The organism is Pseudomonas sp. LB3P81, from assembly GCF_054897965.1.
Genome location: NZ_JBUBVG010000001.1, coordinates 4,450,399 through 4,475,514 on the forward strand (window position 1 = coordinate 4,450,399; position 25,116 = coordinate 4,475,514).

25 protein-coding genes and 1 other RNA gene are annotated in these 25,116 nt (G+C 59.9%); 21 read left to right on the forward strand and 5 right to left on the reverse strand.

The window, feature by feature from the left end:
* Positions 1-71: 71 nt before the first annotated feature.
* Complete coding sequence (locus ACYZTL_RS20635) at positions 72-1,112, reverse strand: NADP(H)-dependent aldo-keto reductase (RefSeq protein WP_461953301.1); 1,041 nt, start codon at positions 1,110-1,112, stop codon at positions 72-74.
* Between the two features lie 245 nt (positions 1,113-1,357).
* On the opposite strand from ACYZTL_RS20635, the gene rplM reads away from it, so the two are divergent.
* From rplM to ACYZTL_RS20670, 7 genes are all read left to right on the forward strand, one after another.
* Positions 1,358-1,786: a 50S ribosomal protein L13 gene (rplM, locus tag ACYZTL_RS20640; RefSeq protein WP_007905295.1), complete on the forward strand. Its 429-nt coding sequence runs from the start codon at positions 1,358-1,360 to the stop codon at positions 1,784-1,786.
* A 14-nt stretch (positions 1,787-1,800) separates the two neighbouring features.
* Positions 1,801-2,193, forward strand: a complete 393-nt coding sequence (gene rpsI, locus ACYZTL_RS20645; RefSeq protein ID WP_461953302.1) for a 30S ribosomal protein S9 — start codon at positions 1,801-1,803, stop codon at positions 2,191-2,193.
* Between the two features lie 267 nt (positions 2,194-2,460).
* Positions 2,461-3,054, forward strand: coding sequence for a ubiquinol-cytochrome c reductase iron-sulfur subunit (gene petA, locus ACYZTL_RS20650; protein WP_247292083.1), 594 nt, complete (start codon positions 2,461-2,463; stop codon positions 3,052-3,054).
* Positions 3,054-4,265 carry a cytochrome b gene (locus tag ACYZTL_RS20655; protein WP_461953303.1) on the forward strand — a complete coding sequence of 404 codons (1,212 nt, stop codon included), beginning with the start codon at positions 3,054-3,056 and terminating at the stop codon, positions 4,263-4,265. The genes petA and ACYZTL_RS20655 overlap by 1 nt, the downstream gene beginning before the upstream one ends.
* Complete coding sequence (locus ACYZTL_RS20660) at positions 4,265-5,047, forward strand: cytochrome c1 (RefSeq protein WP_461953304.1); 783 nt, start codon at positions 4,265-4,267, stop codon at positions 5,045-5,047. The genes ACYZTL_RS20655 and ACYZTL_RS20660 overlap by 1 nt, the downstream gene beginning before the upstream one ends.
* A 150-nt stretch (positions 5,048-5,197) precedes the next feature.
* Positions 5,198-5,815, forward strand: a complete 618-nt coding sequence (locus ACYZTL_RS20665) for a glutathione S-transferase N-terminal domain-containing protein (protein ID WP_007905304.1) — start codon at positions 5,198-5,200, stop codon at positions 5,813-5,815.
* Between the two features lie 16 nt (positions 5,816-5,831).
* On the forward strand, positions 5,832-6,245 hold the full coding sequence (locus ACYZTL_RS20670) for a ClpXP protease specificity-enhancing factor (RefSeq protein WP_461953305.1): 414 nt from the start codon (positions 5,832-5,834) through the stop codon (positions 6,243-6,245).
* Between the two features lie 179 nt (positions 6,246-6,424).
* Here ACYZTL_RS20670 and ACYZTL_RS20675 read toward each other — a convergent pair whose 3' ends face one another.
* The 4 genes from ACYZTL_RS20675 to ACYZTL_RS20690 all read right to left on the reverse strand — a co-directional run bounded on the left by ACYZTL_RS20675 (position 6,425) and on the right by ACYZTL_RS20690 (position 9,871).
* The gene (locus ACYZTL_RS20675; protein ID WP_214378574.1) at positions 6,425-7,003 is read right to left on the reverse strand and encodes a BON domain-containing protein; all 579 of its coding nucleotides are present in this window, start codon (positions 7,001-7,003) and stop codon (positions 6,425-6,427) included.
* Positions 7,000-7,593: a phosphoheptose isomerase gene (locus tag ACYZTL_RS20680; RefSeq protein WP_008025961.1), complete on the reverse strand. Its 594-nt coding sequence runs from the start codon at positions 7,591-7,593 to the stop codon at positions 7,000-7,002. The genes ACYZTL_RS20675 and ACYZTL_RS20680 overlap by 4 nt, the downstream gene beginning before the upstream one ends.
* Before the next feature lie 104 nt (positions 7,594-7,697).
* Complete coding sequence (locus tag ACYZTL_RS20685; protein WP_461953306.1) at positions 7,698-8,060, reverse strand: YraN family protein; 363 nt, start codon at positions 8,058-8,060, stop codon at positions 7,698-7,700.
* Positions 8,060-9,871: a penicillin-binding protein activator gene (locus ACYZTL_RS20690; protein WP_461953307.1), complete on the reverse strand. Its 1,812-nt coding sequence runs from the start codon at positions 9,869-9,871 to the stop codon at positions 8,060-8,062. The genes ACYZTL_RS20685 and ACYZTL_RS20690 overlap by 1 nt, the downstream gene beginning before the upstream one ends.
* A gap of 176 nt (positions 9,872-10,047) precedes the next feature.
* On the opposite strand from ACYZTL_RS20690, the gene rsmI reads away from it, so the two are divergent.
* The 14 genes from rsmI (at position 10,048) to ACYZTL_RS20760 (ending at position 25,114) form a co-directional block, all read left to right on the forward strand.
* Complete coding sequence (gene rsmI / locus ACYZTL_RS20695; RefSeq protein WP_461953308.1) at positions 10,048-10,953, forward strand: 16S rRNA (cytidine(1402)-2'-O)-methyltransferase; 906 nt, start codon at positions 10,048-10,050, stop codon at positions 10,951-10,953.
* A 75-nt stretch (positions 10,954-11,028) separates the two neighbouring features.
* Positions 11,029-11,382: RNase P RNA component class A (gene rnpB, locus ACYZTL_RS20700), an RNA gene on the forward strand.
* Positions 11,383-11,736: 354 nt separating this feature from the next.
* Positions 11,737-12,192 carry a division/cell wall cluster transcriptional repressor MraZ gene (mraZ, locus tag ACYZTL_RS20705; protein WP_008025967.1) on the forward strand — a complete coding sequence of 152 codons (456 nt, stop codon included), beginning with the start codon at positions 11,737-11,739 and terminating at the stop codon, positions 12,190-12,192.
* Positions 12,189-13,136, forward strand: a complete 948-nt coding sequence (rsmH, locus tag ACYZTL_RS20710) for a 16S rRNA (cytosine(1402)-N(4))-methyltransferase RsmH (protein WP_461953309.1) — start codon at positions 12,189-12,191, stop codon at positions 13,134-13,136. The genes mraZ and rsmH overlap by 4 nt, the downstream gene beginning before the upstream one ends.
* Positions 13,133-13,426: a cell division protein FtsL gene (gene ftsL, locus ACYZTL_RS20715; protein ID WP_032828607.1), complete on the forward strand. Its 294-nt coding sequence runs from the start codon at positions 13,133-13,135 to the stop codon at positions 13,424-13,426. Before rsmH ends, ftsL begins: the two co-directional genes overlap by 4 nt.
* Positions 13,426-15,165 carry a peptidoglycan D,D-transpeptidase FtsI family protein gene (locus ACYZTL_RS20720; RefSeq protein ID WP_461954347.1) on the forward strand — a complete coding sequence of 580 codons (1,740 nt, stop codon included), beginning with the start codon at positions 13,426-13,428 and terminating at the stop codon, positions 15,163-15,165. Before ftsL ends, ACYZTL_RS20720 begins: the two co-directional genes overlap by 1 nt.
* Positions 15,165-16,628: a UDP-N-acetylmuramoyl-L-alanyl-D-glutamate--2,6-diaminopimelate ligase gene (locus ACYZTL_RS20725; protein ID WP_461953310.1), complete on the forward strand. Its 1,464-nt coding sequence runs from the start codon at positions 15,165-15,167 to the stop codon at positions 16,626-16,628. Before ACYZTL_RS20720 ends, ACYZTL_RS20725 begins: the two co-directional genes overlap by 1 nt.
* Positions 16,621-17,988 carry a UDP-N-acetylmuramoyl-tripeptide--D-alanyl-D-alanine ligase gene (locus tag ACYZTL_RS20730; RefSeq protein WP_461953311.1) on the forward strand — a complete coding sequence of 456 codons (1,368 nt, stop codon included), beginning with the start codon at positions 16,621-16,623 and terminating at the stop codon, positions 17,986-17,988. The genes ACYZTL_RS20725 and ACYZTL_RS20730 overlap by 8 nt, the downstream gene beginning before the upstream one ends.
* Entirely contained in the window at positions 17,988-19,070 is a 1,083-nt protein-coding gene (gene mraY, locus ACYZTL_RS20735; RefSeq protein ID WP_008025976.1) for a phospho-N-acetylmuramoyl-pentapeptide-transferase, read from the forward strand. Before ACYZTL_RS20730 ends, mraY begins: the two co-directional genes overlap by 1 nt.
* 5 nt (positions 19,071-19,075) lie before the next feature.
* Positions 19,076-20,422: a UDP-N-acetylmuramoyl-L-alanine--D-glutamate ligase gene (gene murD, locus ACYZTL_RS20740; protein ID WP_461953312.1), complete on the forward strand. Its 1,347-nt coding sequence runs from the start codon at positions 19,076-19,078 to the stop codon at positions 20,420-20,422.
* The gene (ftsW, locus tag ACYZTL_RS20745) at positions 20,419-21,636 is read left to right on the forward strand and encodes a putative lipid II flippase FtsW (protein ID WP_461953313.1); all 1,218 of its coding nucleotides are present in this window, start codon (positions 20,419-20,421) and stop codon (positions 21,634-21,636) included. Before murD ends, ftsW begins: the two co-directional genes overlap by 4 nt.
* Entirely contained in the window at positions 21,626-22,696 is a 1,071-nt protein-coding gene (gene murG, locus ACYZTL_RS20750; protein WP_461953314.1) for an undecaprenyldiphospho-muramoylpentapeptide beta-N-acetylglucosaminyltransferase, read from the forward strand. Before ftsW ends, murG begins: the two co-directional genes overlap by 11 nt.
* Positions 22,689-24,149 carry a UDP-N-acetylmuramate--L-alanine ligase gene (murC, locus tag ACYZTL_RS20755; RefSeq protein ID WP_461953315.1) on the forward strand — a complete coding sequence of 487 codons (1,461 nt, stop codon included), beginning with the start codon at positions 22,689-22,691 and terminating at the stop codon, positions 24,147-24,149. The genes murG and murC overlap by 8 nt, the downstream gene beginning before the upstream one ends.
* Complete coding sequence (locus ACYZTL_RS20760) at positions 24,146-25,114, forward strand: D-alanine--D-alanine ligase (RefSeq protein WP_461953316.1); 969 nt, start codon at positions 24,146-24,148, stop codon at positions 25,112-25,114. The genes murC and ACYZTL_RS20760 overlap by 4 nt, the downstream gene beginning before the upstream one ends.
* The last annotated feature ends 2 nt before the right edge of the window (positions 25,115-25,116 follow it).

A 25,116-nucleotide genomic window follows, 5' to 3' on the forward strand; every position in this document is an offset into this window, starting at 1 on the left:
CTCCTACAGGGTGTACACCAGTCAAATGTAGGAGCTGCCGCAGGCTGCGATCTTTTCAAGTTCACTGCAAATTAAGGAGCAGGATTCGGGTGATCCTTGTGAATCGTCTCAATCCCCTCCAACACTTCATCGGAAAGTTTAAGCTCGAAGCTGGCAATGTTGCTGTCCAGCTGTTCCAGCGTCGTCGCGCCAATGATGTTGCTGGTCACGAACGGCTGCTGCGTCACAAACGCCAACGCCATTTGCGCCGGATCCAGGCCGTGCTCACGGGCCAGAGCCACATAACGGCTGCACGCCGCTTCCGACTGTGGGTTGAAATAGCGGCTGAAGCGGCTGTAGAGGCTCAGGCGACCCTTCGGCGGACGCGCGCCACCTTCGTATTTGCCCGACAGAAAACCGAACGCCAGCGGCGAATAGGCGAGCAGGCCGCACTGTTCGCGGATGGCGATTTCCGCCAGGCCGACTTCGAAGCTGCGGTTGAGCAGGTTGTACGGGTTCTGGATCGACACCGCGCGCGGCCAGCCACGAGCTTCGGCCAGCGCCAGGAAACGCATGGTACCCCACGGCGTTTCGTTGGACAGGCCGATGTGGCGGATCTTGCCGGCCTTGACCTGTTCGTCCAGTGCTTCGAGGGTGTCCTCGAGTGGCGTCAGGTTGGCTTCGATTTTGTGTTTGTAACCCAGTTGACCAAAGAAGTTGGTGCTGCGCTCCGGCCAGTGCAACTGATAGAGGTCGATGTAATCGGTTTGCAGGCGCTTGAGACTCGCATCTACCGCTTCGGTGATGTGCTGGCGGTTGTGGCGCAGGTTTTTGTCGCGGATGTAGTCGATGGTGTTGCCGGGACCGGCGATCTTGCTGGCCAGTATCCAGTCGGCGCGATCGCCGCGGCTTTTGAAGTAATTGCCGATGTAGCGCTCGGTGGTGGCGTAAGTGTCGGCCTTCGGCGGCACCGGGTACATCTCGGCGGTGTCGATGAAATTGATCCCGGCGCTTTTGGCCCGTTCAATCTGTGCGAAGGCTTCAGCCTCGCTGTTTTGCTCGCCCCAGGTCATGGTTCCGAGGCAGATGGCGCTCACGTTCAGATTGGTTCGGCCTAGCTGGCGATAGTCCATCGGGTGCTCCTTGGGCAAAACAATCATAAAAGCAGGTTGAAATATTTTTCGCAATCTGCATAATTGCGCACCTCTTTCTGCAGTGGAAGTGATGCGCCGCCGCCGAAGAATCTTGCCGTTGAACGGACGCGCCGACCCGAGCCCCCGAAAGCGTCTGTATCCGGCTGCCTTTGACTTGTCAAAGTACGCACTATTCAGTAAGATCCGCCGTCTAATTTACAGGGCGGCCCCTGAGGCTATAAAGAATGAAAACTTTTACTGCTAAACCGGAAACAGTACAGCGCGACTGGTTTGTCGTCGACGCTGCAGGTCAGACCCTGGGTCGTCTGGCCACCGAAATCGCGAGCCGTCTGCGTGGCAAGCATAAAGCTGAGTACACTCCTCACGTTGACACCGGCGATTACATCGTCGTTATCAATGCCGAGCAGATTCGTGTAACCGGTGCTAAAACCACCGACAAAATCTACTACTCCCACTCCGGTTTCCCGGGCGGCATCAAGTCGATCAACTTCGAAAAGCTGATCGCTAAAGCCCCTGAGCGCGTGATCGAGACCGCGGTCAAAGGCATGCTGCCTAAGAACCCGCTGGGTCGCGACATGTATCGTAAGCTGAAAGTCTATGCGGGCGCTGTACACCCTCATACTGCTCAGCAGCCCCAAGAACTGAAGTTTTAACGGAATAGTTCATTATGTCGGCGACTCAAAATTACGGCACTGGCCGTCGCAAGACCGCAACCGCACGCGTTTTCCTGCGTCCGGGCACTGGTAACATCTCCATCAACAACCGTTCGCTGGATAATTTCTTCGGCCGCGAAACTGCCCGCATGGTAGTTCGTCAGCCGCTGGAATTGACTGAGACTGTCGAGAAGTTCGACATCTACGTCACCGTGATCGGCGGTGGTGTAAGTGGTCAAGCTGGCGCAATCCGCCACGGTATCACTCGCGCTCTGATGGACTACGACGAATCCCTGCGTGGCGCTCTGCGCAAAGCTGGCTTCGTTACTCGCGACGCTCGTGAAGTTGAACGTAAGAAAGTCGGTCTGCGTAAAGCGCGTAAGCGTCCGCAGTACTCGAAGCGTTAATTCGCTTTCTCGTTCAAAAAGAACGCCCAGTTTCCTCACGGAGCTGGGCGTTTTTTTATGGGCGCGATTTATCAAAGAATTGCTCTGTGACAACTTGCCACAGCCGTAGAGCCCCTATACTACAAGGCTTGGCGGTGGAGCCCTTCGGTAATTACCTTGTCAGGATTGGGGCTTTTCATTACCATTCGGCAAAATTTTTATAAGTACATTGTTTTACTTAGTAGATGCCTGATTTAACAGGCCACAAAGCTGATGGGAGAGGACTGAATGAGCAATGACGGCGTGAATGCAGGCCGGCGTCGCTTCTTGGTAGCAGCCACATCCGTGGTGGGTGCTGCAGGAGCGGTGGGGGCTGCGGTCCCGTTCGTGGGGTCATGGTTTCCCAGTGCCAAGGCGAAAGCCGCAGGTGCACCGGTGAAAGTGAATGTCAGCAAAATCGAGCCAGGCCAGCAGATGATTGCTGAGTGGCGCGGTCAGCCGGTGTTTATCGTCCGCCGTACCGAGGAAATCCTGGGAAATCTGAAAAAGATCGAGGGCCAGCTAGCTGACCCGACCTCCAAGAACTCGACACAACCGACCTATGTCGACCCGGAAACGCGTTCGATCAAACCAGAGGTTCTGCTGCTGATCGGTATCTGCACGCACCTCGGTTGCTCGCCGACCTTCCGTCCGGAAGTGGCGCCTGCGGATCTGGGCAAGGATTGGGTAGGTGGTTATTTCTGCCCTTGCCACGGTTCCCACTACGATTTGGCTGGCCGCGTCTACAAGTCGCAACCCGCGCCTTTGAACCTGCCAGTTCCCCCGCATTCCTATGAGACCGATGAGATCATTGTCATTGGCGTCGATACGGAGAAAGCGTGATGAGCAAGTTCATGGATTGGGTTGATGCGCGCTTTCCCGCCACCAAAATGTGGGAAGACCATCTCAGCAAGTACTACGCCCCGAAGAACTTCAACTTCTTCTATTTCTTTGGCTCCCTGGCGCTGCTCGTTCTGGTCAACCAGATCGTCACCGGTGTCTGGCTGACCATGAGCTACAACCCGTCGGCGGAAGAAGCATTCGCCTCCGTCGAATACATCATGCGCGACGTCGAGTACGGCTCGATCCTGCGTCTGCTGCACTCCACCGGCGCTTCGGCGTTCTTCATCGTGGTCTATCTGCACATGTTCCGTGGCTTGCTCTACGGTTCGTACCAGAAACCGCGTGAGCTGGTGTGGGTCTTCGGCATGCTGATCTACCTGGCACTGATGGCGGAAGCCTTCATGGGTTATCTGCTGCCGTGGGGCCAGATGTCCTACTGGGGCGCGCAGGTGATCATCTCGCTGTTCGGTGCGATCCCGGTCATCGGTAACGACCTGACCCAGTGGATCCGTGGTGACTACCTGATTTCCGGTATTACCCTGAACCGCTTCTTCGCCTTGCACGTTGTTGCCCTGCCGATCGTGATCCTCGGTCTGGTGGTGCTGCACATTCTGGCGCTGCACGAAGTCGGCTCGAACAACCCGGACGGCGTGGACATCAAGAAACACAAAGACGAAAACGGCGTACCGCTGGACGGCATTCCTTTTCACCCGTACTACACCGTGAAAGATATCGTCGGCGTGGTGGTGTTCCTGTTCATCTTCTGCTCGATCGTGTTCTTCTTCCCGGAAATGGGCGGCTACTTCCTCGAGAAGCCGAACTTTGAAGTGGCGAACGCGTTCAAGACGCCAGAGCACATCGCTCCGGTTTGGTACTTCACCCCGTTCTACGCGATTCTGCGGGCGATTCCGGACAAGCTCCTGGGCGTTATCGCCATGGGCGCGGCCATCGCAGTGCTGTTCGTCCTGCCATGGCTGGACCGTAGCCCGGTCAAGTCGATGCGCTACAAGGGCTGGTTGAGCAAGATCTGGCTTTGGGTGTTCTGCATCTCGTTCGTGATCCTGGGTGTGCTGGGCGTACTGGCCCCAACCCCTGAGCGTACGTTGCTGTCGCAGGTGTGTACGTTCCTGTACTTCGCCTACTTCATTCTGATGCCTTTCTACACCAGGCTCGAGAAGACAAAACCGGTTCCGGAAAGGGTGACTGGCTGATGAAAAAGCTATTTGCTGTACTGATTCTTGCTGCTTTGCCTGTACTGTCCTTCGCGGCTGAACACGGTGGTCCTGAACTGGAAAAGGTCAACATCGACGTTTCCGACAAGGCCGCCATGCAGGACGGCGCGCGTACATTCGCCAACTATTGCATGGGCTGCCACAGCGCCAAGTTCCAGCGCTACGAGCGTGTTGCCGATGATCTGGGCATTCCTCAGGATCTGATGCTGTCGAAGCTGGTGTTCACCGGCGCCAAGATCGGCGACCACATGAGCATCGGCATGCAGCCGGCTGACGCCAAGACCTGGTTCGGTGCTGCGCCACCCGACCTGACCCTGGTGGCTCGTGTTCGCGGTACGGACTGGCTCTACGGTTACCTGAAGTCGTTCTACGAAGACCCGTCGCGCCCTTGGGGCGTGAACAACAAGGTCTTCCCGAACGTGGGCATGCCAAACGTACTGGTGGGCCTGCAAGGTCGTCAGGTCGTCGGTTGCAAACAGGTCCAGATCGTCGAAGACGGCAAGAAGCAATATGATCCGCTGACCGGTACCGCGCTGACTCATGAAGCGTGCGATCAGCTGACCATCGTGCCGAAGAGCGGTGCTCTGACCGAAGAGCAGTTCGATGAGAAGGTCAAGAATCTGGTAACCTTCCTCGCTTACTCGGCTAACCCGGTTAAGCTGCAGCATCAGCGCATCGGTACCTACGTCTTGCTGTACCTGGCGTTCTTCTTCGTATTCGCTTATCTGCTGAAGCGCGAATACTGGAAAGATGTGCACTGATAAAGTTTCAAGCAATTGCTGTTAATCGCGCGCGCCCAAGGGCGTCTCTGAAGGTGTAACGAGCCTGGTCATCCAGGCGTTACGGGAGGCGCCCTCTGGGCGCGCGCGTTTTTCCGCTTCCTATAATTTCAACAAGCGAGGAGGACCGCCATGGGCGTGACCAATCGGTTGGCCTGTTACTCCGACCCCGCCGACCACTATTCCCACCGAGTGCGCATCGTACTTGCAGAGAAGGGTGTCAGCGCAGAGATCATTTACGTGGAAGCTGGTCGCCAGCCGCCTAAACTGATTGAAGTGAACCCTTACGGAAGCCTGCCCACCCTGGTCGATCGTGACCTGGCGTTGTGGGAGTCGACCGTGGTGATGGAATATCTGGATGAGCGTTACCCGCATCCGCCTTTACTGCCGGTTTATCCAGTGGCGCGTGCCAACAGCCGTTTGCTGATTCATCGTATTCAGCGTGACTGGTGTGGTCTGGTGGATCTGATCCTGGATTCGCGGACCAAGGAAGCAGCCCGCGTGGTGGCTCGTAAAGAGCTGCGCGAAAGCCTGACTGGCGTGTCGCCGCTGTTCGCCGACAAGCCGTTTTTCCTCAGTGAGGAACAAAGTCTGGTGGATTGCTGCCTACTGCCAATACTCTGGCGCTTGCCGATTCTGGGTATTGAACTGCCGCGGCCTGCCAAGCCGCTGCTTGATTATATGGAGCGCTCGTTTGCGCGTGAGGCTTTCCAGGCGAGTCTGTCTGGTGTCGAGCGCGATATGCGCTAAGGCTTAAGGAGCCGCTATGAACTCCAGTCGACCTTATCTGGTCCGCGCGCTCTACGAGTGGATTGTGGACAACGATTGCACCCCGCACATGCTGGTCAATTCCGAGTATCCGTCGGTGCAGGTGCCGCAAGGTTTCGCCAGTGACGGACAGATTGTCCTGAACGTATCGCCGGCCGCCGTGCGTCATTTGCACATGGACAACGAAGCCGTCAGCTTCGAAGGGCGCTTCGGTGGCGTGCCGCACACGCTGTACGTGCCTATCGCATCGATCCTGGGCATTTACGCCCGGGAGAACGGTCAGGGCATGGTGTTTGATCTGGAATCGCCTATGGAAGACGAGGAAGAGATCGAGCCGGATGATGAGCTTCCGCCACCGGACAGTGAGCCGCCGCGTCCCAGCGGTCGACCCAGTTTGAAAGTGGTGAAGTAGTAAAAAAGGCGATCCGAAAGGATCGCCTTTTTTATTACTTCACCACTTTCAAACGGCGTAGGAGCTGCCGAAGGCTGCGATCTTTTGACTTTGTTTTTCAAGATCAAAAGATCGCAGCCTGCGGCAGCTCCTACAGGTCGATGGTGATCTCAAGGGTCGCCATCGCCGGCATGCGTTTATCAGTCGATGTACTCAAACAACTTCACAATCTTCTGCACGCCGGAAACACCCTGCACCAGATTAGTCGCCTGAGCCGCTTCCTGTTTGGTCAGCAGGCCCAGCAAGTAAACGATGCCGTTCTCAGTGACAACCTTGATGCGTGAACCCGGGATGTTCTTATCGGTGAGCATCTGGGTCTTGATCTTGGAGGTCAGCCAGGTGTCGTTCTGGCGGGCAAGGAAACCGGAGGGTGGCAGCACCTGCAGTTCGTTGTGCACCGTTTTCACGCGCTGGACTGCGGCGGCAGCCTGTTCGGCCTTGGCCTTGAGATCTGCGCGTGGGGTTTGGCCGGCGAGCAGCACGACGCCGTTGAAGCTGGTGACGACGATGTGCGAATCGTTGTCCAGGGCCGGATCGGCCTTGGCGATGTTCACACCCACCTTGGTGTCGATCAGAGAGTCGTCGATCTTGCTGCCTAAGGTGCGCGTGCCGCGGTCATCATCGATCGGCGCTTCACGGCTGGCGTTAACCACCGAGGTGCAGCCGCTGATGCCAAGGCACAGGGTCAAGGCCAGAAGGCCTAGGCGATTAGGGGTCATTCTTCACTCCCGAACAGTTGGCTGTCGATCAAGTCGCAAAGGCAATGGATCGCCAGCAGGTGGACTTCCTGAATACGTGCGGTGACGTTGGCCGGTACGCGAATCTCGACGTCCTCGGGCAATAGCAGCGACGCCATGCCGCCGCCATCGCGACCGGTCAATGCTACGACAATCATTTCGCGATCATGTGCGGCCTGAATCGCTTGAATTATGTTTGCCGAGTTGCCACTGGTGGAAATCGCCAGCAATACGTCGCCCGGCTGGCCGAGCGCGCGGATTTGCTTGGAGAAAATTTCGTTGTAGCTGTAGTCGTTGGCGATCGAGGTGATCGTCGAACTATCGGTGGTCAGCGCGATGGCCGGCAGGCTCGGGCGCTCGCGTTCGAAGCGGTTGAGCAGCTCGGACGAGAAGTGCTGAGCGTCGCCAGCGGAACCGCCGTTGCCACAGGAAAGCATTTTGCCCTCATTGAGCAGGGCGTTGACCATCACCTGGCTGGCTTGCTCGATGTGCGGTGCAAGTACGTCCATCGCCATTTGCTTGGTGTCGATACTGGCCTGAAAAAGCTGGCGAATTCGGGATTGCATGTCCATCTGTGTGACCTTAATTAGCGCGGCTACTCGGCACATGAATGTGCAGCCCGCAAAGCAAAGAGCAAAATTGTTGGGTGAAAGTGTCCGTTTCGGGGCGCTCGCGATCAGCTGTCGAAGGCATTCTGCAGCCAGTTCAACTGATCGTGGTTGCTGTCGATGGCGACCACGTCGAAACGGCAAGGGGAATTGGCCCAGCGTGACTCGCGCTGAAGAAAATACTGCGCGGCAAAAATCAGTTTCTGCCGTTTGCGCCCATCGATGCTATCGAGCGCGCCACCCCATTGAGTGTTTTTTCTGTAGCGAACTTCAACGAATACTACTGTATCGCCATCAAGCATGACCAGATCAAGCTCGCCGCGTTTACACAACCAGTTCTGCGCCAGCAGGCGCAGACCTTGTTGCTGAAGGTGCTCGAGCGCATGGCGCTCGGCATCTTTACCGCTTTGCTGGCGTGACCTGTCAGGCATCAGCGCGGGGTATCCGGCAGGCGTTGAACCTGGCCGTTGACGAACTCTGCCCACGGCAACTGACGCACGACGCGCTGGTTCTGAGTCATGCCCAGGCTGCCCGATTGACCTTCGATGCGACTGTCCGGCAAGGCCTTGAGTTGCCCCAGGCGTGGAGCCAGGCGGTAGGCGTCGACGCCCATTGCATACAGGCGACCCAGGCTACCGCCGGCTTGTGGCCACTGCGCGGTCACTTGCTTGCGCAGTGGGTCGTTGGCATCCAGCAACCACGGAGTTTCGCAAAAGCGAATGCCGTTCATGTCGTTGTACTGGTTGACGTCGCCGCTGGCACTGAACACGTGGGACGTGGCGTAAACCGGTACGTCACCTGCGTATTGGAAGTTCAGGGTCGGTTTGATTTGCTGGGCTTGCTGAGGCGTGGCGGCCAGGAAGATGAACTCGATGTCCTGGCGACGCGAAGGCTGGGCGGCGACCTGCGAGCCAACCGTGCTTTGCAGGCTCTTGGCGCGGCCTTCGCTCTGGCGCAGCTGGAACATGTCGGCAATCTGCTGGGCCAATTGCACTGGCTGGTCAACCCGTTCGGTGGCAACGATGCTGCCGCCGTTGGCTTGCCAATCCTGGCTGAACGCTCTCAGTACGCGGTCGCCCCATTCGCCTTTCGGCACCATGATGGCAGCGCGATGCAGGCCGTCGGCGCGAGCGCGGCGGGATACTTCGCGAGCTTCGTCTTCAGCGGCTAGACCGAACTGGAACAACTGCGCCGGGCCTTGTTCGCCTTCGCTGTAATTCAGTGCCAGGGTTGTGATTGGCAGTTGCGGACGAGCGCTGAGCTGTTTGACCAGCGGCTTCTCCAGCGGGCCGATGACCAGTTGCACGCCATCGGCCTGGGCCTTGCGATAGAACTCGTCGAGGGAAGTCAGGCGCGAGCTGTCGTAGAACTCGATGGCTGGCGGCTTCTGACCGGCTTGTTGAGCCTGGTAGTGAGCGGCCATGAAACCTTCGCGAAGCGCTTTGCCAACCGATGCCAGCGGGCCGTCTTGCGGCAGCAGCAGGGCGATTTTGCTCAGGGGCTGACTGGCCAGTTCCTTGAGTTTGGTCAATGGCAGCGGCAGCTGGATGGCGGCCGGGTGTTTAGGGTTCTGGGCGCGCCAGTTGTCGATCGCGGCTTGCTGCTGCTCCACAGTGCCGGCGGTTTTCACGGCCAGCGCCAGGCCCATCCAGCCACCGAGGTCGTCGTTGGTGGTCGGCTGCAGTTGATCGGTTGGCAGTGAGGCGATCAGGGTCCAGATCGCTTCGTGGTTTTTGCTTGCCGCTTCACCGCTCAGCATCGGCGCGATGAAAATACGCTCCCGTGCGGCCGCGAGGGTCTGGCCATCGGCCTCAAGGGCGCGGGCATGCACGGTGCCGGTGCGAACCTGTTGCTCGTCAGGCAATTCGCCCAAGCGTTGCAGGCTCGGGTGGCTCAAGGCAGTCAGCGCTGCTTTTGGCTGATTGCGCACCATGGCCAATTCAGCCGCCAGGGTGCTGGCGAACACCTGTTGGCCAGGCTTGAGCTGTTCGACCGGCACTTGTTGCAGGATTTGCGCGGACTGTCCGGCATTGCCCTGGCGATAAGCCAGGTCTGCCGCACTCAGGCGAAGCAGCGCGGCTTGCTCCGGCGTTTTGCTTTTGGCGGCCTGATCGAGCAGTTGCTCGATGCTGGCATCCGGGGTCCGTGGAAGTTCGCCAAGGCTGGAAGAGGGCGAGCTGGCGCAAGCCGCCAGCAAGGCAGCGAGGCAGAGGGCAGTGAACAGCCGCAGGCAAGCGATCATGTAGTGTTCCTGATACTCGATCAAATAAGCGTGGAATTGTACCCAAGCACTGGCCGGGGCGCGATGTTACTGGCGTGAATCGATCAATTTAGCTCGTGCAAATGTTGCAGCACTGCACAAAAGCTTGAACAAACCGGGCTTGCTTGCGCGTATCGGAAACATCGCTACGCGCTACAATGGCGGCTTTTACCGATCATGAGGTGTGCGCTTTGACTGCTCCAGGTGCTTTGAATTCCGCTGCTGGCTCGCTTTATGTGGTGGCGACGCCCATCGGCAACCTGGACGACATCAGTGCGCGCGCGCTGAAGATCCTGCGCGAAGTGGCATTGATCGCCGCCGAAGACACGCGTCACTCCCAACGGTTGATGCAGCACTTCGGCATCCCCACGCCGCTGGCGGCCTGCCATGAACACAACGAACGGGATGAAGGTAGCCGCTTCATTACCCGCCTGCTCGCCGGCGACGATGTGGCGCTGATCTCCGATGCCGGCACGCCGCTGATTTCCGATCCGGGTTATCACCTGGTGCGTCAGGCCCGCGCGGCGGGGATCAACGTGGTGCCGGTTCCGGGTGCCTGTGCATTGATCGCGGCGTTGTCGGCGGCGGGTCTGCCGTCGGATCGTTTTATCTTCGAAGGCTTCCTGCCGGCCAAGGCTGTTGGGCGGCGTGCTCGACTGGAGCTGGTAAAAGAAGAGCCGCGCACGCTGATTTTCTACGAGGCTCCGCACCGCATTCTTGAATGCCTGCAAGACATGGAACTGGTCTTTGGTCCCGAGCGTCCGGCGTTGCTGGCGCGGGAACTGACCAAAACCTTCGAAACCCTGAAAGGCCTGCCATTGGCCGAGCTGCGTGAGTTCGTCGAGTCGGACAGCAATCAGCAGCGCGGTGAATGCGTGGTGTTGGTGGCGGGTTGGTCGGCCCCCGAAACCGAGGACGCTGTCAGCAGTGAAGCCATGCGCATCCTCAACCTGTTGCTCGAAGAAATGCCGCTCAAGCGTGCCGCAGCATTGGCGGCGCAGATTACCGGCGAGCGCAAGAATGTTCTGTATCAGGTCGCGCTGGATAAACAGAAGGGCGAGTAAAACCCGACGTGCTGGAGTGGCTTCAGGCGTTTAGCGCTTGTTCTTCGGGCGCTCTGCCGTTAACCTTCGCGGCGGAGAGTCGATCGGACAGTCGCTGCCCTCTATGAAAATTAGGGGGGGGAGGAAAGTCCGGGCTCCATAGGGCGAAGTGCCAGGTAATGCCTGGGAGGCGTGAGCCTACGGAAAGTGCCACAGAAAATAACCGCCTAAGCGCTTCGGCGCCGGTAAGGGTGAAAAGGTGCGGTAAGAGCGCACCGCACGTCTGGCAACAGTTCGTGGCTAGGTAAACCCCACTTGGAGCAAGACCAAATAGGGTCCCAAGGCGTGGCCCGCGCTGGGACCGGGTAGGTTGCTAAAGATGTCCAGTGATGGCCATCGTAGACGAATGACTGTTCAAGACAGAACCCGGCTTACAGATCGACTCTCCACCTTTTTTTCCTCCCTGTTTGAATGATGAACAGGGCGCTCGTAATGGCAGTTTCCCTCCTTGCACAATCCATCGCATATTCTCTTTTGTAATACCGAAAAAATCTTACTCTTAACAAATTACTTTAACTTCTGAACGCAGCCTTCAGTGCTGATTCAAGTTATTGGACAGATTCATTCCCCGGATTCTCGTTACCCCTCCTAATACGCTCCTAAATCTCAGTTCTGTAAGGGTTTTCCTTTAATCCGCGCCTTGACGGTGCGGTGGCCGCATTCCTATAGTGTGCGCAAGTGGCGGAAAGTGGCATGAAGTGGGTTTTTTGAACGCAAAACGCTAATATTTGGAGAAACGCTGACGTGTTTCGCGGAGCTAACGCTATCAGTCTCGATGCAAAGGGCCGTCTCGCCATGCCGAGCCGGTACCGTGACGAGCTCGTTTCGCGTAGTTCCGGTCAGTTAATCGTCACAATTGATGCCGTTGATCCGTGTTTGTGTGTTTACCCCCTCGATGAGTGGGAAATTATTGAAACCAAACTGCGCGCACTGCCTTCGCTTCGCGAAGAGAACCGCCGCCTGCAACGTTTACTGATTGGTAATGCCGTCGACCTCGAACTCGATGGCAGTGGTCGTTTTCTGGTTCCGCCGCGTCTTCGTGAATATGCCCGGCTGGATAAGCGCGCGATGCTGGTAGGCCAACTGAACAAGTTCCAATTGTGGGACGAGGATGCCTGGGATGCGGTTTCTGCCGCTGACCTGGCTGCTATTCAACAACCGGGCGCCATGCCTGATGAACTGCGTGATTTGATCCTGTGACTATTGATAGCGGCTTTAACCACATCACCGTACTGCTTGACGAAGCCGTCGAGGCTCTCGCCGTACGCCCTGATGGCTGCTATCTGGACGGCACGTTCGGTCGCGGCGGGCACAGCCGGCTGATCCTCAGCCAGCTCGGTCCAGAGGGTCGGTTGCTCGGATTCGACAAGGATCCTCAAGCGATTGCCACCGGGCAGACGCTAGCGGCCGAAGACGGCCGCTTTGTCGTTGTGCAGCGCAGCTTTGCCGAGCTCGGTTCGGAAGTGGCCGAGCGCGGTCTGGCCGGCAAGGTCAGCGGCGTTTTGCTCGATCTGGGCGTTTCTTCGCCGCAGCTCGACGACCCTGAACGCGGCTTCAGTTTCCTCAACGATGGTCCGCTGGACATGCGCATGGACCCGTCCCGCGGGATCAGCGCGGCCGAATTCGTCAATACCGCGCCGGTGGAAGAAATCGCCCGGGTGTTCAAGGAATATGGCGAAGAACGTTTCTCCGGCCGCATGGCCCGTGCCGTGGCCGAGCGTCGCGACATCAAGCCGTTTGAGCGCACTGGTGATCTCGCTGAAGTCCTGAAAGTCGCCAACCCCGCGTGGGAAAAGGGCAAGAACCCGGCGACCCGTGCGTTCCAGGGCCTGCGTATCCACGTCAACAACGAACTGGGCGATCTGGAAGCCGGCCTCGAAGCCGCGCTGGAATGCCTGGAAATCGGCGGCCGTCTGGTGGTCATCAGTTTCCATTCGCTGGAAGACCGCATCGTCAAATTGTTCATGCGCAAGCTGGTGAAAGGCGAAGCCGACAACCTGCCGCGCAACCTGCCGGTCCGTCACGTCGCTTTCGAACCGAAAGTCAAAGTCCATGGCAAAGCGCAGTCCGCCTCCGAGGCCGAACTCAAAGCCAACCCACGTTCCCGTAGCGCCGTCATGCGCGTGGCGGAGAAGCTGCGGTGAGCAAGCTTTTCGCCAAGCCACTGCCCGGCGGAAGCTTTTTCATGCTGCTGCTGTTTGTTGGCGTGCTCGTGTCGGCCATCGGCGTGTCGTACAGCGCTCACTGGAACCGCCAACTGTTGAACTCGCTGTACAACGAGTTGAGCGTGCGCGACAAGGCGCAGGCGGAATGGGGCCGGTTGATCCTGGAGCAAAGTACGTGGACTGCGCATAGCCGCATCGAAGTGCTGGCAACCGAACAACTGAAAATGCACATTCCTGGTGCCGCCGACGTGCAGATGGTGGCGCCATGATGAAACTCGAAGGCGCACTGTTTCCATGGCGTTTTCGCCTGGTGCTGGGTTTGCTCGGCGTCATGGTCGCGGCGATTTGCTGGCGTATCATTGACCTGCAAGTAGTCGACCGTGCCTTCCTGAAAGGCCAGGGCGATGCCCGCAGCGTTCGTCACATTCCGATTCCGGCTCACCGTGGTCTGATCACCGACCGTAACGGCGAGCCTTTGGCTGTCAGTACACCGGTCACTACCCTCTGGGCCAACGCGAAAGAAATGCAGCTGGCCAAAGAGAAGTGGCCTGCATTGGCGGCCGCGTTGGGACAGGATCCAAAAGCCCTGACCGAACGTCTCGAAGCCCAGGCCAACAAAGAATTCATTTATCTGGTGCGCGGGCTGACGCCTGAGCAGGGCCAGTCCGTGCTCGACCTGAAAGTACCGGGCGTCTACGGCATCGAAGAATTCCGCCGTTTCTACCCGGCTGGTGAAGTGACGGCGCACATGGTCGGCTTTACCGACATCGATGACCACGGTCGTGAAGGTGTCGAGCTGGCTTATGACGAATGGCTGGCCGGGGTCCCCGGCAAGCGGCAGGTCATCAAGGACCGGCGCGGTCGACTTATCAAAGATGTTCAGGTGACCAAAAACGCCAAGGCCGGCAAGCCCTTGGCGTTGTCCATTGACCTGCGTCTGCAATACCTGGCCAACCGCGAGCTGCGCAACGCGATCATCGAGAACGGCGCCAAGGCCGGCAGCCTGGTGATCATGGACGTGAAGACCGGCGAGATCCTCGCCATGGTCAACCAGCCGACCTACAACCCGAACAACCGTCGCAACCTGCAACCGGCGATGATGCGTAACCGCGCGATGATCGACGTGTTCGAACCGGGTTCGACCATGAAAGCGATTTCCATGAGCGCCGCGATTGAAACCGGTCGCTGGAAACCGACCGACACCGTTGAGGTGTACCCGGGCAGCTTGCAGATTGGCAAGTACACCATCAAGGACGTATCCAAGACCGAAGGTCCGGTACTCGACCTGACCGGCATCCTGATCAACTCCAGTAACGTCGGCATGAGTAAAGTCGCGTTCGATATCGGCGGCGAAACCATTTTCCGCCTGGCACAGAAAGTCGGCCTCGGCCAGGACACCGGCCTCGGCTTCCCGGGCGAGCGCGTGGGCAACCTGCCGAACTACCGCGAATGGCGCAAGGCTGAAACCGCCACGTTGTCCTACGGCTACGGTATTTCCGTGACCGCGATCCAGTTGGTTCACGCCTTCTCGGCCCTGGCCAACAACGGTCGCCTCGCGCCGCTGACCCTGATCAAGACCGACAAGGCGCCGCAAACCACGCAAGTGCTGCCGGAAGCCGTGGCGAAAACCATGCAGACCATGTTGCAACAAGTGATCGAAGCCCCGCGCGGTGTATTCCGTGCGCAGGTGCCGGCGTATCACGTCGGCGGCAAGTCCGGTACGGCGCGTAAAACGTCGGTCGGCACCAAAGGCTATGCCGAGAATTCCTACCGTTCGCTGTTCGCAGGCTTCGGCCCGATGAGCGATCCGCGATACGCCATTGTGGTAGTGATCGATGAACCGACCAAAGCCGGCTACTTCGGTGGCCTGGTATCGGCGCCGGTGTTCAGCAAAGTGATGTCCGGGACCTTGCGCCTGATGAACGTCACGCCGGACAACCTGCCGCCGGTGCAACAGGCCAACGCAACACCGGTCGTTCCGCTGAAAGCCAATGGAGGGCGCGGCTGATGTCTCTGAGTCTGAACAAAATTTTCGCCCACGCCGGCCGCGATCTGTTGATCCGCGAATTGGCACTGGATAGCCGTAACGTACGGGCAGGTGATCTGTTTCTTGCTGTCCCCGGCGGCAAGTTTGACGGTCGCGCGCACATCACCGACGCCTTGCAGCGCGGCGCCGCGGCAGTGGCTTATGAAGTCGAAGGCGCGACCGTGCTGCCGATCACTGACGTGCCGCTGATTCCGGTCAAAGGCCTGGCGGCGCAACTGTCGGACATTGCCGGGCGTTTTTACGGTGAACCGAGCCGCCACGTGAATCTGGTCGGCGTGACCGGCACCAACGGCAAAACCAGCGTGACCCAGCTGGTTGCGCAAGCGCTGGATTTGCTCGGCCAACACTGTGGCATCGTCGGCACATTGGGCTCCGGTTTCTACGGCGCGCTGGAAAGCGGCCTGCACACCACGCCGAACCCGATCGCCGTGCAAGCGACCCTGGCTGACCTGAAAAAGGCCGGCGCCAAAGCCGTGGCCATGGAAGTGTCTTCCCACGGTCTGGACCAAGGGCGCGTCACCGCGTTGGCGTTCGATGTGGCGGTGATGACCAACCTGTCCCGCGATCACCTGGATTACCACGGCACCATGCAGGCCTACGGCGAAGCCAAGGCCAGGCTGTTTGCCTGGGACAATCTGAAATGCCGGGTGGTGAACCTCGACGACGATTTCGGCCGGCAACTGGCTGCCGAAAAACGCGAATCGCGGTTGATCACCTACAGCCTGCTCGACAGCAGCGCCTACCTGTATTGCCGCGAAGCGCAGTTCAATGACGAAGGCGTGCGCGCCACGTTGGTCACGCCGCAGGGCGAGCACCACCTGCGCAGCACCTTGCTCGGTCGCTTCAACCTGAGCAACGTGTTGGCCGCGATCGGCGCTTTGCTAGGCCTCGACTACGCGCTGGACGAAATCCTCAAGGTCCTGCCCAAACTCGAAGGCCCGGCCGGACGCATGCAGCGTCTTGGCGGTGGCACTCAGCCGTTGGTGGTGGTCGATTACGCCCACACCCCGGATGCGCTGGAAAAAGTATTGATGGCCCTGCGTCCGCACGCCAAGGGCCGGTTGCTGTGCCTGTTCGGTTGCGGTGGTGATCGCGATCGCGGCAAGCGTCCGCTGATGGCGGAAGTGGTCGAGCGTCTGGCCGATGGCGTGCTGGTCACCGATGACAACCCGCGTACCGAAGACCCGGCCGTGATCTTCGACGACATCCGCGCCGGTTTCACCGATGTGGATAAGGTCAGCTTCGTCGCCGGCCGTGGTCAGGCGATTGCGCAGTTGATCGCCGGCGCTTCGGTGGATGACGTGATTGTCCTGGCCGGTAAAGGTCACGAGGACTATCAGGAAATCAACGGCCATCGCCATGACTTCTCGGATCTGGTCGAAGCCGATCATGCCTTGACCGCGTGGGAGGTGGCTCATGCTTAAAGCCTTGAAACTGAGCGAGCTGGCCGGCGCACTGAATGCACAATTGATCGCGGCCGATGCCACGTTCGATGGCGTCAGCATCGACAGCCGCGCAATCAAACCGGGCCAGCTCTTTATTGCCCTGACCGGTCCGCGCTTCGACGGCCATGACTATCTGAACGACGTGGCGAACAAAGGCGCCGTGGGTGCCTTCGTCGAACGCGAAGTCACCGACAGCGCGCTGCCGCAAATGCTGGTCAAGGACACCCGTCAGGCGCTGGGTCAACTGGGTGCGATGAATCGCGCAGCGTTTACCCATCCGGTTGCGGCCATCACCGGTTCCAGCGGCAAGACCACGGTCAAGGAAATGCTCGCGAGCATCCTGCGCACGCGCGGTCCGGTGCTGGCGACCCGCGGCAACCTGAACAATGACCTCGGCGTGCCGCTGACCTTGCTCGAACTCGCGCCGGAACACACCGCTGCCGTGATTGAACTGGGTGCTTCGCGTCTTGGCGAAATCGCCTACACCGTCGGCATGACCAAACCCCACGTGGCCGTGCTCAACAACGCCGGAACCGCCCACGTCGGCGAGTTCGGCGGGCCGGAAAAAATCGTTGAAGCCAAAGGCGAGATTATTGAAGGGCTGGCGGCCGATGGCGTCGCTGTGCTCAATCTTGACGACAAGGCATTCGAGATCTGGAAGACCCGCGCCGCCGGTCGCAAAGTCCTGACCTTCGCCCTGAGCAACGTCAGCGCCGACTTCTACGCCAGCGACCTGGACCGCGACGCTCGCGGTTGCCCGGCCTTCAACCTGCACAGCCCGGACGGTGTGGAGCGCGTTCAGCTGAACCTGCTCGGCACCCATAACGTCGCCAATGCCATGGCTGCCGCCGCTGCCGCGCACGCCCTGGGCGTGTCGTTGTTCGGCATCGCCACCGGCCTTGGCGCGGTGCAGCCGGTCAAGGGTCGCACCGTTGCGCAACTGGCCAGCAATGGCATGCGCGTGATTGATGACACTTACAACGCGAACCCCACCTCCATGTGCGCCGCCGTTGATATACTCGCCGGCTTTTCCGGTCGCACCGTTTTGGTGCTCGGAGATATTGGCGAGTTGGGCAATTGGGCGGAGCAGGGGCACCGCGACGTGGGCGAGTATGCCCGTGGCAAGGTTTCCGCACTTTACGCGGTCGGGCCAATGATGACCCACGCCGTGAAGGCTTTCGGCGAGCAGGCTCTTCACTTCAGCACCCAAGCTGAATTGATCAAGGCCCTCGGCGCCGAACAAGACACAAACACCACCATTTTGATCAAGGGCTCGCGCAGCGCTGCGATGGAAAACATCGTCGCCGCTTTGTGCGGGTCCAGTCTGGAGAAACATTGATGCTGCTGCTGTTAGCGGAGTACCTGCAACAGTTCTACAAAGGCTTCGCGGTCTTCCAGTACCTGACCCTGCGCGGGATTCTCGGTGTGCTGACCGCGCTGGTCCTGTCGCTGTGCTATGGCCCGTGGATGATCCGCACGTTGCAGAACCGTCAGATCGGTCAGTCCGTTCGTAACGACGGCCCACAATCGCACTTGTCCAAATCCGGCACGCCAACCATGGGTGGCGCGCTGATCCTGTCGTCCATCGGCGTCAGCACCTTGCTTTGGGCTGACCTGAGCAACCGCTATGTCTGGACCGTGTTGCTGGTGACGCTGCTGTTCGGTGCCATCGGCTGGGTCGATGACTATCGCAAGGTGATCGAGAAAAACTCTAAAGGCCTGCCGAGCCGCTGGAAGTATTTCTGGCAGTCGGTGTTCGGCCTGGGCGCGGCGATCTTCCTCTATATGACCGCCGCGACACCGGTCGAAACCACCCTGATCCTGCCGATGCTCAAGGACTACAGCATTCCGCTGGGTGCCGGCTTCATCGTCCTGACCTATTTCGTGATCGTCGGCTCGAGCAACGCGGTCAACCTGACCGACGGCCTCGACGGCCTGGCGATCATGCCGACCGTGATGGTCGGCGGCGGCCTGGGGATTTTCTGCTACCTGTCGGGTAACGTGAAATTCGCCGAATACCTGCTGATCCCGTATGTACCGGGCGCAGGCGAACTGATCGTGTTCTGCGGTGCGTTGATCGGTGCGGGCCTCGGCTTCCTCTGGTTCAACACCTATCCGGCACAAGTCTTCATGGGCGACGTCGGCGCACTGGCGCTGGGCGCGGCCCTGGGCACCATCGCGGTGATCGTCCGTCAGGAAATCGTCCTGTTCATCATGGGCGGTGTGTTCGTGATGGAAACCCTGTCGGTGGTCATTCAGGTTGCTTCCTTTAAGTTGACCGGTCGCCGTGTGTTCCGCATGGCGCCGATTCACCACCACTTTGAACTCAAGGGCTGGCCCGAGCCGCGCGTGATTGTCCGTTTCTGGATCATCACCGTGATTCTCGTGCTGATCGGCCTTGCCACCCTGAAGCTGAGGTAGAAAGAGTGTCTCTGATCGCTTCTGACCACTTCCGCATCGTTGTCGGCCTCGGCAAGAGCGGCATGTCCCTGGTTCGCTTCCTGGCGAACCGGGGCACGTCGTTTGCCGTCGCCGATACGCGGGACAATCCACCGGAACTGGCCACGCTCAAGCGTGACTATCCGCACGTGGAAGTGCGTTGTGGCGAGCTGGACGTCGAATTCCTGTGCCGTGCCGATGAGCTCTACGTGAGCCCCGGCCTGGCGCTGGCGACCCCGGCCCTGCAGGCCGCTGCTGCCCGTGGCGTGAAATTGTCCGGCGACATCGAGCTGTTCGCGCGTAACGCGAAGGCGCCGATTGTGGCCATCAGCGGTTCCAATGCGAAAAGCACCGTGACCACCCTGGTGGGCGAGATGGCGGCTGCGGCCGGCAAGCGTGTCGCCGTCGGTGGCAACCTTGGCACCCCGGCGCTGGACCTGCTCAGCGATGACGTCGAGCTGTACGTGATGGAACTGTCGAGCTTCCAGCTCGAAACCACCGACCAACTCAACGCCGAAGTGGCGACCGTGCTCAACGTCAGTGAAGACCACATGGACCGCTACAGCGGTCTGCCGGCCTATCACCTGGCCAAGCACCGGATCTTCCGTGGCGCCAGACAGTTCGTGGTTAACCGTCAGGATGCCCTTAGCCGTCCGTTGATGGGTGAGGGCCAGCCTTGCTGGACCTTCGGTTTGAGCAAACCCGATTTCAAGGCTTTTGGTATCCGGGAAGAGGACGGCGAGAAATACCTGGCCTTCGAATTCCAGAACCTGATGCCGGTGCGCGAGTTGAAAATTCGCGGTGCCCACAACCAGTCCAACGCCCTGGCGGCATTGGCCTTGGGCCACGCGGTCGGCCTGCCATTCGACGCCATGCTGTCGAGCCTGCGCACGTTCGCCGGTCTCGAACATCGCTGCCAGTGGGTCCGTGACCTGGACGGCGTGAGCTACTACAACGATTCCAAAGCCACCAACGTTGGCGCCGCACTGGCGGCCATCGAAGGTCTGGGCGCGGACATCGACGGCAAGGTCGTGCTGATCGCTGGCGGCGACGGCAAGGGCGCCGAGTTCAATGATCTGCGTGATCCGGTGGCGTCCAATTGCCGCGCCGTGATCCTGATGGGCCGCGACTCCGACAAGATCGGTGAAGCCATTGGCGATGCCGTGCCGCTGATCCGCGCCGGTTCGCTGATCGAAGCGGTGGAGCAATGCCGCGCCGCTGCGCAACCGGGCGACGTGGTGCTGTTGTCTCCGGCCTGCGCCAGTTTCGACATGTTCAAGAATTACGAAGACCGTGGTCACCAGTTCGTCCGCGCCGTGGAGGATCTGGCATGAGCCTGCTTAACATCATCAAGCCGTACCCTTCGCCGCTCATTACCGGGCGCGGAATCGACCTCGATTTCCCAATGCTCGCCGGTTGCCTGGCCTTGCTCGGCCTCGGGTTGGTCATGATTGCCTCGGCCTCGACCGAAGTGGCGGCCGTGCAGTCGGGCAGTGCCCTGTACTACATGATTCGCCACCTGATTTACGTAGTGCTGGGCCTGGGTGCCTGCATCGTCACCATGATGATTCCGATCGCTACCTGGCAACGCCTGGGCTGGCTGATGCTGATTGGTGCGTTCGGTTTGCTGGTGATGGTGATCATTCCGGGGATCGGTCGTGAAGTGAACGGGTCGATGCGCTGGATCGGTTTCAGTTTCTTCAACGTTCAGCCTTCCGAGATCGCCAAGGTGTTCGTGGTGATCTACCTCGCCGGGTATCTGGTGCGTCGCCAGAAAGAAGTGCGTGAAAGCTGGATGGGCTTCTTCAAGCCGTTCATCGTGCTGCTGCCGATGGCGGGCCTGTTGCTGATGGAACCGGACTTCGGTGCCACCGTCGTGATGATGGGGGCGGCTGCGGCGATGCTGTTCCTCGGCGGGGTCGGGCTGTTCCGTTTTTCCTTGATGGTGGTTCTGGCGGTCGCGGCGGTGGTGTTGCTGATTCAAGTGCAGCCGTATCGAATGGCGCGTCTGACCAACTTTGCCGATCCGTGGGCCGACCAGTTCGGTGCCGGTTATCAGTTGTCGCAGGCATTGATCGCGTTTGGTCGCGGCGAATGGCTGGGCGTGGGCCTGGGCAACAGCGTGCAGAAACAGTTCTATCTGCCGGAAGCCCACACCGACTTCGTGTTCTCGGTCCTGGCCGAAGAGCTGGGGGCCGTGGGTTCCCTGTGCACCGTGGCGCTGTTCGTCTTCGTTTGTGTTCGTGGCATGTACATCGGTTATTGGGCCGAGAAAGCCAAGCAGTTTTTCGCTGCCTACATCGCGTACGGCTTGTCGTTCCTGTGGATCGGTCAGTTCCTGATCAATATCGGGGTGAACGTCGGCCTGCTGCCGACCAAGGGCCTGACCCTGCCGTTCCTCAGTTATGGCGGCAGTTCGTTGGTGATCTGCTGTGCCTGTCTCGGCTTGTTGCTGCGCATCGAGTGGGAGAGTCGAACCCACCTCGGCAGCGAAGAGATGGAGTTTCATGAGAGCGACTTCGCCGAGGAGTCGACCCATGGGCGCTAACGTTTTGATCATGGCGGGCGGCACCGGTGGCCACGTGTTCCCGGCGCTGGCCTGTGCTCGCGAATTCCAGGCGCGCGGTTACACCGTGCATTGGCTCGGGACGCCGCGTGGCATCGAGAACGATCTGGTGCCGATGGCCGGTATCGAGCTGCACCGGATCAACGCCAGCGGTCTGCGCGGCAAGGGCAAATTGTCCCTGCTCAAGGCGCCGTTGATGTTGCTCAAATCGATCTGGCAGGCGCGGGCGATCATTCGCCAGCTGCGGCCGGTGTGCGTGGTTGGCTTCGGTGGTTATGTGACCGGCCCTGGCGGCGTTGCAGCCAAACTGGCCGGCGTGCCGGTGATCGTTCACGAACAGAACGCCGTGGCCGGTACCGCCAATCGGTTGCTGGTGCCGTTGGCCGCCCGAGTCTGTGAAGCGTTCCCCGACACCTTTACCCTGTCGGACAGCCGCCGGACCACCGGTAACCCGGTGCGCACCGAGCTGTTCCTCGACACACCGCGACCAGCCCTGGCCGGTCGCAAGGCGCGTTTGCTGATCCTGGGCGGAAGCCTGGGCGCAGAACCGTTGAACAAATTGCTGCCTGAAGCCCTGTCGCACGTCGCCCCCGACCTGCGCCCGGAAGTGTTCCATCAGGCCGGCAAAAACCACGATGAAGTGACTGCAGAGCGCTATCGCGCGGCTGGCGTCGAGGCGCAAGTGCAGCCTTTCATCAAAGACATGGCCCACGCCTATGGCTGGGCCGACCTGGTGGTGTGCCGCGCAGGCGCGTTGACCATCAGTGAACTGGCCGCCGCCGGTCTGCCCTCGATGCTGGTGCCTTTGCCCCACGCGATCGACGATCACCAGACCCGCAACGCCGATTATTTGGCCCGTGAAGGCGCTGCCTTCCTGATGCCGCAAAGAACGACTGGCGCAGCGGATCTGGCCGCACGCCTGACAGAGGTCCTGATGCAACCACAACGACTCACCGACATGGCCACTGCGGCACGCCGCCTGGCCAAACCCGATGCGACCCGTAACGTGGTCGATACCTGCCTGGAGGTGGCCCATGGTTGAGAATCAGAAAGCCATGCCGCAACCGGAAATGCGCCGCATCCGTCGCATCCACTTCGTCGGTATCGGCGGCGTGGGCATGTGCGGGATCGCCGAAGTGTTGCTGAACCTGGGCTATGAAGTGTCCGGTTCCGACCTGAAAGCTTCGCCGGTGACCGAACGTCTCGAGTCTTTCGGCGCGCAGATTTTCATCGGCCACCGCGCCGAAAACGCTGCCGCCGCCGACGTGCTGGTGGTGTCGAGTGCCGTGAACACTTCCAATCCGGAAGTCGCCACTGCGCTGGAACGCCGTATTCCAGTGGTGCCGCGCGCCGAGATGCTGGCCGAGCTGATGCGCTATCGCCACGGCATCGCCGTCGCCGGTACGCACGGCAAAACCACCACCACCAGCCTGATCGCTTCGGTGTTCGCCGCCGGAGGCCTGGACCCGACATTCGTCATCGGTGGCCGTCTGAATGCTGCGGGCACCAATGCCCAGCTCGGCACCAGCCGTTACCTGATCGCCGAGGCCGATGAAAGCGACGCCAGTTTCCTGCACTTGCAGCCGCTGGTGGCCGTGGTCACCAACATCGACGCCGACCACATGGCGACCTACGACGGTGACTTCAACAAACTGAAGAAAACCTTCGTCGAGTTCCTGCACAACCTGCCGTTCTACGGACTGGCCGTGGTGTGCCTGGACGACCCGGTGGTGCGTGAAATTCTTCCGCAGGTCAAACGTCCGACCGTCACTTATGGCTTCGGTGATGACTGCGACGTGCGCGCGATCAATGTGCGTCAGCAGGGCATGCAGACCTTCTTCACTGTGCTGCGTCCTGACCGCGAGCCGCTGGAAGTCTCGGTGAACATGCCGGGCAACCACAACGTGCTGAACGCGCTGGCCACCATCTGCATCGCCACCGACGAAGGCGTCAGCGACGAAGCCATCGTCCAGGGCCTGTCCGGGTTCCAGGGTGTCGGCCGACGCTTCCAGGTCTATGGCGAACTGCCGGTCGAAGACGGCAGCGTAATGCTGGTCGATGACTACGGTCACCACCCGACCGAAGTTGCCGCCGTGATCAAAGCCGTGCGCGGTGGCTGGCCGGAGCGCCGCCTGGTGATGGTCTACCAGCCGCACCGTTACAGCCGCACCCGCGACCTGTACGACGATTTCGTCAATGTACTGGCCGACGCCAACGTCCTGCTGTTGATGGAAGTCTATCCAGCGGGCGAAGAGCCGATCCCGGGCGCTGACAGCCGCAAGTTGTGCAACAGCATCCGTCAGCGCGGTCAGCTTGATCCGATCTACATCGAGCGCGGTGTCGACCTCGCGCCGGTGGTCAAGCCGCTGCTGCGTGCCGGCGACATCCTGCTGTGCCAGGGCGCCGGTGATATCGGCGGTCTCGCACCGAAACTGTTGAAAAGTCCGTTGTTCGCTGGCGCCGTTGTTGCGCCAAGTGTGGGGAAGTTGAAATGACTGCTGCTTACGCCAACCTCGTCTCCACAATCGCGCCGAAAGACTTCGGCCGCGTCGCCGTGCTGTTCGGCGGCAAGAGTGCCGAGCGCGAGGTGTCCCTGAAGTCGGGTAACGCGGTTCTCGCAGCGCTGCAAAGCGCCGGCGTGGACGCGTTCGGCCTCGACGTGGGCGATGACCTGTTGCAGCGTTTGCTCAACGAAAAAATCGACCGCGCCTTCGTCATCCTCCACGGTCGTGGCGGTGAAGACGGCAGCATGCAAGGCCTGCTGGAATGCCTGGGCATTCCGTATACCGGCAGCGGCATTCTGGCCTCGGCACTGGCCATGGACAAGCTGCGCACCAAGCAGGTCTGGCACAGCCTCGGCATTCCGACGCCACGCCACGCGGTGCTGAGTTCCGAGGCCGATTGTATTTCGGCGGCGACGGAACTGGGCTTCCCTTTGATCGTCAAACCGGCCCATGAAGGTTCAAGTATCGGGATGGCCAAAGTGACGTCCGCGTCGGAGTTGATCGACGCCTGGAAAGCGGCCAGTACCTACGATTCGCAAGTGTTGGTCGAGCAATGGATTCAAGGTCCGGAGTTCACCATCGCCACCCTGCGTGACCAGGTGTTGCCACCGATTGCCCTGGGCACGACGCACAGTTTCTACGACTACGACGCCAAGTACCTGGCCTCCGATACCCAGTACCGGATTCCGTGCGGCCTCGACAGCACCAAGGAAAAAGAACTGATGGACCTCACGGCGAAAGCCTGTGAGGCGCTGGGTATCGCCGGTTGGGGCAGGGCAGACGTGATGCAGGACGCCGACGGGCAGTTCTGGTTCCTCGAAGTCAACACCGCACCGGGCATGACCGATCACAGTTTGGTGCCGATGGCGGCCCGTGCTGCCGGTCTGGATTTCCAGCAGTTGGTCCTGGCAATTTTGGCGGCGAGTGTTGCCGGCAACGAAGAGCCGCGAGGTTAAGA